The organism is Acidisoma silvae, assembly GCF_020618775.1.
Classification (GTDB): domain Bacteria; phylum Pseudomonadota; class Alphaproteobacteria; order Acetobacterales; family Acetobacteraceae; genus Acidisoma; species Acidisoma silvae.
Genome location: NZ_JAESVB010000017.1, coordinates 37973 through 49927, shown reverse-complemented (window position 1 = coordinate 49927; position 11955 = coordinate 37973). Strand labels below are relative to the sequence as shown.

General features: G+C 57.7%; 12 protein-coding genes. 8 read left to right on the top strand and 4 right to left on the bottom strand.

The window, feature by feature from the left end; translation table 11 throughout:
* Nucleotides 1-121: 121 nt before the first annotated feature.
* Both ASILVAE211_RS21510 and ASILVAE211_RS26405 read right to left on the bottom strand, forming a co-directional pair.
* Nucleotides 122-841 (bottom strand): FadR/GntR family transcriptional regulator, encoded by a 720-nt coding sequence (locus ASILVAE211_RS21510; RefSeq protein WP_227323426.1) that lies wholly within the window; start codon nt 839-841, stop codon nt 122-124.
* 32 nt (nt 842-873) lie between these two features.
* Nucleotides 874-1101, bottom strand: coding sequence for a hypothetical protein (locus ASILVAE211_RS26405; RefSeq protein ID WP_227323447.1), 228 nt, complete (start codon nt 1099-1101; stop codon nt 874-876).
* Here ASILVAE211_RS26405 and ASILVAE211_RS21500 point away from each other — a divergent pair.
* The 8 genes from ASILVAE211_RS21500 (at nt 1075) to ASILVAE211_RS21465 (ending at nt 9828) form a co-directional block, all read left to right on the top strand.
* Complete coding sequence (locus ASILVAE211_RS21500) at nt 1075-1902, top strand: substrate-binding domain-containing protein (RefSeq protein ID WP_319799614.1); 828 nt, start codon at nt 1075-1077, stop codon at nt 1900-1902. The genes ASILVAE211_RS26405 and ASILVAE211_RS21500 overlap by 27 nt on opposite strands.
* 19 nt (nt 1903-1921) lie before the next feature.
* Nucleotides 1922-3415: a sugar ABC transporter ATP-binding protein gene (locus ASILVAE211_RS21495; protein WP_227323425.1), complete on the top strand. Its 1494-nt coding sequence runs from the start codon at nt 1922-1924 to the stop codon at nt 3413-3415.
* 11 nt (nt 3416-3426) lie between these two features.
* Nucleotides 3427-4419 (top strand): ABC transporter permease, encoded by a 993-nt coding sequence (locus ASILVAE211_RS21490; protein ID WP_227323424.1) that lies wholly within the window; start codon nt 3427-3429, stop codon nt 4417-4419.
* 17 nt (nt 4420-4436) lie between these two features.
* Complete coding sequence (locus tag ASILVAE211_RS21485) at nt 4437-5483, top strand: zinc-dependent alcohol dehydrogenase family protein (protein WP_227323423.1); 1047 nt, start codon at nt 4437-4439, stop codon at nt 5481-5483.
* A complete protein-coding gene (locus ASILVAE211_RS21480) occupies nt 5483-6394 on the top strand; it encodes an aldose 1-epimerase (RefSeq protein ID WP_227323422.1) in 912 nt (303 codons plus the stop codon). The genes ASILVAE211_RS21485 and ASILVAE211_RS21480 overlap by 1 nt, the downstream gene beginning before the upstream one ends.
* Nucleotides 6391-7563: a galactonate dehydratase gene (gene dgoD, locus ASILVAE211_RS21475; RefSeq protein ID WP_227323421.1), complete on the top strand. Its 1173-nt coding sequence runs from the start codon at nt 6391-6393 to the stop codon at nt 7561-7563. The genes ASILVAE211_RS21480 and dgoD overlap by 4 nt, the downstream gene beginning before the upstream one ends.
* Before the next feature lie 5 nt (nt 7564-7568).
* Nucleotides 7569-8345, top strand: a complete 777-nt coding sequence (locus ASILVAE211_RS21470; RefSeq protein ID WP_227323420.1) for an SDR family oxidoreductase — start codon at nt 7569-7571, stop codon at nt 8343-8345.
* 727 nt (nt 8346-9072) lie between these two features.
* Nucleotides 9073-9828, top strand: coding sequence for an SDR family NAD(P)-dependent oxidoreductase (locus tag ASILVAE211_RS21465; RefSeq protein WP_227323419.1), 756 nt, complete (start codon nt 9073-9075; stop codon nt 9826-9828).
* Between the two features lie 354 nt (nt 9829-10182).
* On the opposite strand, the gene ASILVAE211_RS21460 is transcribed toward ASILVAE211_RS21465, so the two are convergent.
* Nucleotides 10183-10917 carry a FadR/GntR family transcriptional regulator gene (locus tag ASILVAE211_RS21460; protein WP_227323418.1) on the bottom strand — a complete coding sequence of 245 codons (735 nt, stop codon included), beginning with the start codon at nt 10915-10917 and terminating at the stop codon, nt 10183-10185.
* Nucleotides 10918-10967: 50 nt separating this feature from the next.
* Nucleotides 10968-11945: an ABC transporter permease gene (locus ASILVAE211_RS21455; RefSeq protein ID WP_227323417.1), complete on the bottom strand. Its 978-nt coding sequence runs from the start codon at nt 11943-11945 to the stop codon at nt 10968-10970.
* Nucleotides 11946-11955: the final 10 nt, after the last annotated feature.

Here is an 11955-nt window from a genome sequence, read left to right as displayed (position 1 = left end):
GTTTTGCCGGCAGTGACTTTCGCCGGCGCTCATATCAGGAAGCTGCCGCAGACAAACATCCGACCATTAAATGTGTCAAGTGTGGTTATTTGTCTTGCGTTGTAACAATCGTTCGCTCCACTTAAGACGCCTTTTGAACCGCACCCTCCGCTACGTGCAGGTCTTTTGCAGCAACTGTCAGGAGACGCCGCATCGCACGGTCGGCTCTGGGCGCGTTCCTGAGGCGGATCGCATCCAGAACTTCCGCATGAACGTCGAAAGCCTCGTCATCCGATGGCGCGGTCTCGGTCGAAATGCGGAATGCGGCGAGCAAAATTGACGAAATAGTGCCTCCCCATTGCTCCAAAAATATATTGCCGCTCGCAGATAAGACCGAGACGTGAAAATCCAAATCTGCTTGCAGGCGCTCAGCAAGTGAGGTCGCCGCCTTCATTCTTAAGAAAGCGTTTTCTATCATCGCGAGCTGACCGGCATTCGCATTGGCTGCTGCCATCGCTGCTGCCCCTGGCTCAATCAACTGCCGGCATTTGAGCAGGCTTTCCAGAAGGTGATGATCGAAGTCGAGCCCGCACCAGGACAGAAGCTCCGGGTCCATCAGGTTCCAGCCAGATCTGGGCCGGACACGCGTGCCAATCCGCGGCCGTACCTCAACCATGCCTTTCGCACTCAGAACTTTGATTGCCTCCCGCAGAGCAGAACGGCTGACGCTCAACTCATCAGCCAGGTCCTGCATGCTGGCCAGAATGCCTCCAGATGGGATCTCTCCCGACAATATCCTGCGCGCTAGCTCCGCGACGACATTCTGATGAACCCGAGGACGTGTTTGATTTCCGACTTGCATTCTTCATTCATCCGACTAGTCTTTAAATTAAATCATACCGCATCCTGGATCAAGGGAAACAAAAAATGCGGATCAGGGAGGGGGATAATATGCGTTTTCTTGGCTTTTTCGCCGCAGCGATCGGCAGCTTTGTAATCGTTATCGGCAGCATTGCGGCACACGCGGCGCCCCAGGTTGGCATCGGCGCAATCTATCTCGACTCGCAGGGCTATTATGCCGGCGTGCGAAAAGGCGTGCAGGACGGTGCCGCTGGCATGCATCGCTCCATCCGGCTTGTCGAGACGACAGCTCAGGATGATCCGTCAAAAGAGAGCGCTTTCATCGATACGCTGATTTCAGCGAATGTGAAGGCCATTCTGTTGTCGGCTGTGTCCGCGGATGGCTCTGTCCATGCTATCCGCCGCGCGCATCAAGCCGGTATTCCTGTCGTCTGCTATAATACCTGCGTCAACGACGTGGCCATGAAGAAATATGTCTATGCCTATGTTGTAGGCGATCCTGTGGCTTTCGGGGCCAAGCTGGGCGACGCCGCTGCTGACTATTTCATCAAGGCCGGCGTCAAGTCTCCGAAAATCGGCGTCGTTAACTGTGAATTCGTCGAGGTCTGCATCAACCGCCGCAAGGGGTTCCAAGCCGCGCTCCTCAAGCGCGTGCCGGATGCAACCCTTGTCGACAACCAGCAGGGCACGACAGTCGATGCTTCTCTTGCGGTATCGGAGAAGATCCTGACCGCGCACCCCGATCTTAACGCTTTCTTCGGTGAGTCTGGGGGCGCCACACTGGGAGCGACGCGCGCCGTTCAGCAAAGCGGCAAAAGCGTCGTGGTTTTTGGTAGCGATATGACAACCGACATCGCCCATTCCCTGGCTGAGCACAAGGTGCTGAAGGCTGTCGTCGATATATCCGGCAAGGCGGTCGGCCATCTTGCAATTCAGGAAGCGATAGATGCCGTCGATGGCAAAACCCCGGCGAATCCGATCGTGCCGGCGGCGATCGGTCTTTACACCACACCTGACGCAGCAAACGCTTGGCTCTCGGCCCATAGCGACGGTCTGCCCTGAGGCAGTGGACCTAAACGCGATGAGCCAGACGATTCCCCCCATTGCTGAACTGCGCCGCGCCACTCGTCGCTATCCCGGTGTGCTTGCGCTCGATGGCGTGGCCTTCTCAGTTCAGCCCGGCGAGGTGCGTGCCATTCTAGGCAAAAACGGCGCCGGCAAGTCAACGCTTATCCGGCTGCTGACCGGTGCGGAAACTCCAGATGAGGGTGTGGTGCTGCTGAATGGCAAGCCGCTCGCGATACAAGGGGCAGGCCGTACGCGGGAAGCTGCGGGGCGCGGCCTGCGCGCTGTCTATCAAGAACTGAGCCTGGTACCCAGCATGAGCATCGCCGAGAATATGTTCCTCGGTGCCTGGCCCCGTGCCCATGGTATTCTTGACCATCGCAGCATGGCAGAGGCGACTCGCCATGCGCTGTTAAGGCTCGGTCTTAAACTCGATCCTTTCCTGCTCATTTCGGCACTCAGCCCCGCCGCGCAGCAAATGGTGGAAATCGCACGCGCGTTTCAGGGCTCGCCACGCCTTGTTATTCTCGATGAGCCGACAAGCTCGCTTGCCGCGGCAGAAGTTGATCAGGTCTGCGCCGCCGTGCGCGAGGTCGCGGCCCAGGGCGTCGCAGTTCTTTATGTCAGCCATCGCATGAACGAAATCCGGCGTCTTGCCGATACTGCGACAGTCCTGCGCGACGGCCGCATCATCTCTACCTTGCCGGTCGCGGAAGCGCGCACTGAAGATATTGTGCAGATGATGCTCGGGCGCAGCGAGCAAACCCGGACCATCATACCCCAATCGGGTGGTGAGACCGTGCTGGAAGTTCGGAATCTTGCCGTGCCGCCGAAGCTCAATGGCGTTACTTTCGCCCTGCGGCGTGGCGAAGTCCTGGGGATTGCCGGTCTGCTCGGCTCCGGCCGCACCGAACTGTTTGAAAGCATTATGGGGCTAAGCAAGCCGCTCTCCGGTCAAGTTCTGGTGGCCGGTGCGCCGGCTCCACGTCGTTACACTGACATGATTCAGTTGGGCTTCGGCTATACGCCGGAAAGTCGAAAGGAAGACGGCATCATCCCGATGCTGGGCGTGGACGAGAATACGGTTGCCACCGACTTTCGGCAGGTCGACCGCGCCGGCATTCTTTCCAACAAGGTCATCGCCGAAGCAACGCGCGCCATCATCAGCAGGCTGCACGTCAAAACCGCTGCAACAACAACGCCAATTGCCACCTTGTCCGGTGGCAACCAGCAGAAGGTGGTCATCGGCCGCTGGATTCATGCCGGCTCCCGCATCCTACTGCTGGATGAACCAACGCGTGGCGTCGATGTCGAAGCCAAGAACCAGATCTATGACATCATCCGCAGCCTGGCGCGCGAAGGGAAATCCATTCTTTTCGTTTCCAGCGAGATAGAAGAACTCGATCACGTTTGCGATCGCGTCCTTGTTCTGCGTAACGGCCAGATTGCCGAGGAACACGCCGCCCCAAAAATCGATGCTGAGCGGCTGCTGGCCGCCTGCATCGGCTGAGGATCAGACCCATGACTGCATCAGCGATCGCACCCCCGACGGCACGCCAAAAAACCAATAGGTTATCTGGCCATGTCAATGAATTCGGTCTCATAGCCATCATCGTCGTTCTTTATGTAATTTTCGGCATTATCTCACCCGGATTTCTCAGCGCAAATAACCAGGTAAATATCTTACGCGATGGCTCGACCATTGGCATTGCGGCCTGGGCTCAAACGCTTGTGATTGTGGCTGGCGAGATCGACATTAGCGTCGGCCCGATGGTCGCATTCATTTCAGTGGTCATGGCCTTTCTCCTCAAATGGCATGAGCCGTTGGCCATTTCGCTTGGTGCAGGGCTCGTCCTCGGCGCCGCGCTCGGCAGTGTCGCCGGCGCCCTTCGGGGCGTCTTCAATGTGCCCTCCTTCGTAGCGACTCTCGGTCTCTGGAGCGCATTGCGTGGTCTCGCCTTGTTTATGACCAATGCACTGCCGGTGAGTTTCGATGACAATGACACGCTGGATTGGATGGGAGACAATGTCTTCGGCCTTCCAGTCTCAGCCGTTGTCATGATTATTCTGTTTGGGCTCTTCGTTTTTGTTTCCCGCAAGACTGCCTTCGGGCGTTCAGTCTACGCAGTCGGTGGCAACGCCAGTGCAGCTCGGCTTTGCGGTATCAATGTCACACGGATTCGTATTCTGGTCTTCACTTTGTCTGGCCTCATGGCGGCCATCACTGCCGTCATGCTGCTCGCGCGCCTCGGCACAGGTAACGCGGGTGCGGCGGAAGGCCTAGAGTTCGACGTTATCGCGGGCGTTGTCGTGGGGGGAACGGCTTTGTCCGGCGGCCGCGGCTCCATGCTCGGCACGCTACTCGGCGTACTCGCCATTACCGTCATCGGCGACGGTCTTGTACTCTACGGCATCAATTCATTCGTGCAGGACATGGTGCGTGGCGTCATCATTGTCGCCGCCGTTCTGCTCAATGTCGCCGCTCTGCGCCGGTCTGGCCGCGGCAGACACTAAAACTCAGGAACCGCACCATGACGAAAATGATAGCTGCTTTTCTTCCTGGCGACGATCGCGTCGATCTCCGAGAGATTAACATTCCAGAACCCGGAATCGGTCAAGTTCGGCTGCGCATGAAGGCTTCCGGCCTCTGCGGTAGCGATATTCACTACATCTACCACAAGCACATCGGAGAAGGCGGGGCTAAATATCTGGGCGTGATTGCCGGACATGAGCCAAGTGGCCAGGTCGAAACACTCGGCCCGGGATGCCGCCATTTCAAGCCGGGTGACCGCGTTGCAGTCTATCACATCTCAGGCTGTGGCTTCTGCCGGAGCTGCCGCAAGGGCTATCAGATCAGCTGCACCGATCCCCTACGTGCAGCTTACGGCTGGCAGCGCGACGGCGGCCACGCCGAATATCTCATCGCCGATGAGAAGGATCTCGTAAAACTGCCGGACAGCCTCACCTACGAGGATGGCTGCTTCATTTCCTGCGGCGTCGGCACTGCCTATGAGGGCATCCTGCGCGGCGAAGTCTCCGGCAGCGATAGCGTTATGGTCGTAGGTCTCGGCCCTGTCGGCCTCGCCGCCCTCATGCTGGCGCAGGGGCGCGGCGCCAAAATGACCATCGGCGTGGACACTCAGCAGGAGCGTGTCGATGTAGCCAGGCGCCTCGGACTGGTCACCCACGGCTTTCTCGCCAATACGGAAACCCTCTCGGCCGTGCGGGAAGTGACGCGCGGCGGAGCCAATGTCACGCTTGATTGCTCGGGTAATCCTCGGGGACGCCTGCTGGCGTTACAGGGTACCCATAGCTGGGGCCGATGCGTCTATATCGGTGAAACCGGTGAGGTTACTTTCAAGGTCAGTGATGACCTTATGCACCAGCAGCGACGGATCATCGGTTCCTGGGTCACCAGCTTGCACAATATGGACCAGTGCGCAGAGGATTTGGCCGATTGGAAACGCTATCCACGTGACATCATCACTGACCGCTTTTCCTTGGTCGAAGCCCCTGCTGCTTATGCTCTCGCAGCCAGCGGTCGCGCAGGCAAAGTCATTATTCGGCTTGAAGATTGATGGCACCCTTCGCCATCAGGCTGCAGCGCGGCCCGCTCACGCTCGACGTCGACCGGCGCGGCGCCGTTGTCACCGGCTTCACTTGGAACCAACCTGGTGGATTGTCGTTCCCGCTGATGCGTTCAGCTGAGAACTATGCAGGCAATCCGCTGACGGCAAGTTGCTTCCCACTTGTGCCATTCGGCAACCGAGTCGCTGGCAACCACTTCAGCATCGCGGACCGAACTTACGATTTCACACCCAATCAACCATGGGATCGGCATTACCTGCATGGCGACGGCTGGTTAAGCGAATGGTCGGTCACGCTAGCGACTGACACACAGATAAATCTCGCGCTCAGCCATAAGGCGGCAACCGGCCGGCCTTATGGTTATGACGCTCGGATCATCTATGAATTAACCCGGGACGGCGCACTGGCTGTCGGAATAGAAGTTCGTAATTGCGGAACCGCCCCCCTTCCCTTCGGCCTCGGCTTGCATCCCTATTTTCCCTTGACGCCGCAAACAGAACTGAGAGCACCAGCCGAGGCGTTCTTTGCTGAGGAAGCAGATTTTTTGCCTGGCTTGCGCAGCGCCGTGCCATTGGATCTTGATTTCGTGCAATCGCGTGCTTTGCCCCGCCGGTGGATTAATAATGGCTTTACTGGCTGGACTGGCGACGCGCGTATCGCTTGGCCCGATCGAGGTTTGGCCCTCAGCATCGCGGCAGACACGGCTTTTCGTGACTATTTTGTCTTCATGTCCGACAAGACATTTGAGCCCGATTTTGCAGGCGATTACTTCTGTTTTGAACCTATGACCCATCAGGCCAATGGCCACCACTTGGCTAATTTGGGTGGTCTCATGCTGTTGGCTCCTGGCGATGCACTGCAAAGCCGCGTCCTGTTCACACCCGAGGAAACACTGACATGAAGATCACGGGTATTCGTACCGTTGTCGTCAACGCCGAGATGCGTAACTGGATCTTCGTGCGAGTCGACACTGACCAACCCGGCCTCTATGGCTGGGGCGAAGCGACGCTGGAGTGGAAAACGCGCGCAGTAACAGGCGCTGTCGACGACATTGCTCCACTCATCATTGGAAAGGATCCTCGCGATATCGAAAATCTGGTGCGGACCATGCACAAGCATGGGTTCTGGCGCATCGGTGTCATCGGTAGCAGCGCCATTGCCGGAATCGAAGTGGCACTTTGGGACATCTTTGGCAAAAGCGTGGGCCTCCCCGTCTGGCGTCTTCTCGGCGGAAAGATGCGTGATCGTGTGCCCGTCTACACCCATCTGGGCCTGGGACAGATCGACGCCGTCTATAACAGCATGTCTGCAGGCCCTTTGATCGAGCGAGCCCATGAAGTGCTGGAGCGTGGCTACCGCGCCATGAAGGTCGTCTTTATCCCCTACACCCATTATACGGCACCAAACCGCGCCATCGACGATGTCGCCCGTATGATGCAGGATTTGCGCGCCGCCGTCGGGAATGACGTAGAGCTTATGGTCGATTTTCATGGCCGCTGCGCCTCGGCCGGTGCAGCACTCCACTATATCGATGCGCTGGCGCCTGGCCGCCCACTTTTCGTGGAAGAGCCGCTCCCGCCGCATGATATCGCTGGACTAAAATCGATCGCTCAGCGCACGCATGTGCCAATTGCCGCCGGTGAGCGTCTGGTCGACCGGTGGGAATTTGAGCCCTTCTTCCAGGCGCGCATTCTCGACATCGCGCAACCTGATCTCTGCCATGTGGGCGGCTTTACCGAGGCGCGGAAGATCGCTGCCATGGCTGAACTCGCAGGCGCAGGCATCGCGCCGCATAATCCGCTTGGGCCCTTGGCCGGCGTCGCCGCCTTACATTTCGATATTGCGACGCCAAACTTCGTGATTCAAGAAGAAATGGTTGGGGCCGTGCCTTGGTATGGAGACGTTCTGCAAGGTCCCATCCGCATGGTAGACGGCCATTGGCAAATCCCCGAAGCTCCGGGCCTGGGAATTGAGATAGACGAAGCTGTTGCGGCAAAGCACCCTTTCAAGCAGGAAATTATGACGGCAACCGAGGCGGTTATGCCTGACGGAACAGTGGTGGATTGGTGAGTGCAATGAGCGGTCGTTTACAAGACAAGATCGCGATTGTCACCGGTTCAGGACGCGGCATCGGGGCCGCCATCGCCCAAGCCTTTGCACGCGAAGGTGCCGCTGTGGTCATCGCTGAGCGGGACGCGGAAACTGGCGCCTCTATGGCATCGGCCTTGGCGGCCCAGGGTGGCAGAAGCCTCTTTGTGCGAACCGATGTAGCGGACCCAATCGCTGCGGCTGATAGCGTGCGACAGACGCTTGCTGCTTTCGGGAAGCTGGATATCCTCGTCAATAACGCAGGGATCAATGTCTTTCATGAGCCGCTGGCAACGACCGACGAAGAATGGCGACGCTGCTTCGCGGTTGACCTCGATGGCGTCTGGCATATGTGCAAAGCCGCACTGCCCGCGATGCTCGCGGGGGGCGCCGGCAGCATCGTCAATATTGCATCCAGTCATTCCACGACCATCATCCCGGATACATTCCCGTATCCAGTCGCAAAACACGGGCTTCTTGGCCTTACCCGTTCTCTCGGCATTCAATATGCAGCGAAAGGCGTGCGTGTTAATGCAATCGCTCCGGGCTATATCGAGACTGATATTGCGCGCGACTATTGGGCAACCTTCCCTGACCCGGAAGCTGAGCGCCGTAAAGCTTATGATCTCCACCCGCCCAAGCGCATCGGCCGGCCAGACGAAGTCGCCATGACGGCGCTTTTCCTTGCCTCCGACGAAGCGCCCTTTATCAACGCCGCCAGCATTGCAATCGATGGCGGCCGTTCCGTGCTCTATCACGAATGACGGGCCGCCCGTGCCTGCACGCCCTCTTCAAGGAAGCTCTGCGATGAACCTGCGCATTATGGCGGCGCGCAATAGTTGGGTTATACTGGCTCTGACCTGGCTTCTTTGGGCAATGAATGCGCTCTGCAGAGAGATCATGTTCCGCTTGCGATCAAACTCATCGGGCTCATTGTTGCGATATCCGCGACTCATCCTCTCCGGACATTCGCGAGCATATCAAATTACTCTAAGCAAGACGTTGCTTGGCACTTAGCCATCCATCTCGGATCTGTTGTGTCCGGTGTGCTTTTCCCTGCGATGGATCGGCTGGAGGCCGCTAGCAATCCGAAGCACTGAATCGACCTGCCGCCTACGTTCCCGATCAACCTTTCTCACGGCTGGTTGGGAGCTTTCACAAGACAATCATGAAACCGCATAGGCTGCTAACACCACGTCGGGTCGTAAAAAAACGCACCTTTTGAAAGATGCCTAGCTGGAGATTTTTGTCATGCGCAGGCTCGTGATGCGATCTCATGGCATCACGCGACAGGGAAGGCGATGGGCGGTTATATCGCCACCCTCCGTCCAGAACGAGAATGCTTTTGGTTCGAGAGTGCTCGGATCGCAGCGATGGCCCTAGACAGCTTACCATTGAGGGGAATCTGGGTTTCTGCAACGAGACACACGTGACAGCTAGGCAGGCAGACGGTATTCAAATCGTCAACGCTAGATAAAAAGGAAGAAATACATGAGCATAGATGAAATCGCAGGGAGTTTCGCGGCCGCTTTGCGCGACAAACACGTTGTGGTCTCCGGAGGCACCAGCGGCATCGGCCTAGCCATGGCGGAAGGTTTTGCCGCCGCAGGGGCGATCGTGCTCGCTACCGGCAGCTCTGAGACAAAGATTGCCGCGCTAACCGCAGCCCCTGCCCGTCCTGGCGTTACCTTCGCTCGGCTAGACGTGCAGGACAGTGCCGCTATCGACACCTTTTTCCGCGGTCTTTCACAGTTGGACGTTCTAGTGAATTGCCAGGGCGTCGCCAAACCGGGTGCTGAGTGGGAGGAAGCCGATTTCCTCACAGTGATCGACATCAACCTTAACAGCGCCATGCGCCTCTCCCGCAGCGCCCTGCCGCTGCTTCTAAAAAGTCAAGGCAATATCATTAACGTCGCGTCGATGCTGAGCTATCTGGCCGATGAGGCGGTGCCCGCCTACACCGCAAGCAAGACTGGCATCGTTGGGCTGACCCGCGCTATGGCCCATCGCTATGGCCCAAGCGGCGTTCGGGTAAACGCCATCGCGCCCGGCTATCACAAGACCGATATGACGCGCGCGCTCTGGGAAAATTCGCCGTCCAAAGAAAAGATCGCCGAGCGCGCCGCGCTGAAACGCTGGGGTCTCGCCGAAGACCTGATCGGTCCGACCCTGTTCCTGGCCTCACCCGCCGCGGCGTTCGTGACCGGCATTATTCTGCCGGTCGACGGTGGCTATCACAGCGGCTGAAATTCAACAATTTGCGCAGGCGTTGCAACAGCGGCTCCCGCGCAAATTGCTCCATAGAGAGGTTACGGCGCTTTTTCAGGGCCGCCTCACTATCGGGAATGGCGAACTAATTCGCTCTTGGCTCAAGAGGCGCTAAAAAAGGCCGCGTAATGTGATACATCAAAGCCGAATTCAGATAATTTTTAGCTAGTTTAGTACATTTAGCTCAGATTTTCGGACCAAAGCCAAAACGCGACTACGGTCCATTTCCCCTGTTTTACTACAATCGAGAATACTTGACGGCCCCGTCCAGTAATTTCCATCATATCTGATCGACACGCTTCAATCAAATGAAAGACTTACCCTAGCCTTCGACTATAACGAACTCTTCATGCCCTCGGTGGCAATGGTTGTGCCAATACGGCTAGCAGCACCGGCCAAGTGATCCTTCATCGCATTTCGTGCCGCGGCCTCATCCTGCATCTCGATTGCGGCGAGAATGGAGCGATGCTCCCGCTCCGTCGCCTGAGCCATATTTTCCGAATGGCTCTGCCCTCCCGCTGAAAGGATACTTTCTCGGACCTTTTCTGCGACGAACGCAAGGACCTGAACGAAATATGTGTTGTGGGTCGCCGATGCAATCGCGTGATGAAAAGCAAGATCTCCGTTGAGCCATAGAATGCTGCCATATGGTGCGGCCGCCATGGCCTCTACAGCCTCACGTATCCGGTCTAGATCATCCGGCGTTCTCAACTGGGCCGCCAAAGCCGCGCCCTGCACTTCCAAAATACCGCGAAATTGAAATAGCGCAGCAAAGACATCTTCGGGCTGCGCATCGTCATGTTCAATGGTGAGAAGATTTGTCTGCGGGGTGGCAGAAACAAACGCCCCGCGCCCCTGGCGAGACCACACCCGCCCCTCCACTCTCAGTCGCGCGATAGCTTCTCGCACGACGTTACGGCTGACACCGAATGTCTCCGCCAAGGATTGCTCCGTCGGCAACTGGTCCCCCGGTTTCAGTCGTCCCTGTGCGATTTCCCGCGTGATCGAACTGGCGACCAGCGTCGGCAAATGTGGACCCCGATCTAAACGCCCGAGTGTCAGCGCCATAACTTGCCTATGCCTATTCGTCTGCCCTAACAACGCGCTGCATCATCATCTTATTTGATGATCGCTATTTTGCTGCGATCAATAGTGACGAAGACGGCAAAAACGAGTGCAGTGCCGAAGACAATTTGCTGGGCGAAAATATCCACGCCAAGGAATGTCATGCCGATCCGCACGATCGATACAATCAGTGTGCCAACAACCGTCAAGCCGATATTCCCGATTCCACCGGTAATGGCGGTTCCGCCGACCACCACCGCGGCGATCGTCGGCAGCAGCAACTGGTTCGCGAGATCGGGAGAGCCACTGCCCAGCTTTGCGGCCAGCAGCACACCGCCAAAGGCTGCACATGCCCCTGAAAGGCCAAAGGCCATAATCTTGTAACGGGCGACCGAAATGCCCGCCGCCCGTGCCGCCGGCTCCCCAGCACCAATGGCCGCGCTGAAGCGACCGAAGCGGGTATAGCGCTGCAAAAAAAGGCCGCCGAGCGCAACCACACAAGCGATCGGGATGACGTTGGGAATGCCCAGGATCAGATTGCCGGTAATCCAAACGCATTGATATCGTCCCGCCTGCTGCAAGGATACGGACTGCCCCGCCTCCATCAGGAGAGACAGCCCCGTCATGATACCGCCAGTCGCAAGGGTCGCGATGAAGGACGGAATCCGTAACCGAACATGCACGAAACCGCTGCTTAATCCGGCGACGAGCCCGATAAGGATCGTGATCGGAAAGGCCAGATAACCGACACTCGGCAGAAGTTCCGCCACAACCATACTGGCGAAGGACGCCCCGGCCTGCACCGAAAGGTCGATGCCGCCGAGCATGATGACGAATGTCATTCCGGCAGCTAATTCGAACAGTACAGCCGCGTCCGACAGAATGACCGACAGATCCTTGGGACGCAGGAAATCCGGCTGCGCAATACCTATGCCCAGGAGCAGCAAGATGAGCAGTAGCACCGGCGTGTAGGGACGCACGCGGTCGAAAAGGAGGCCTGGCGACATCCGGTCTATTCCTGCATTGGCCATAAATGGCTCC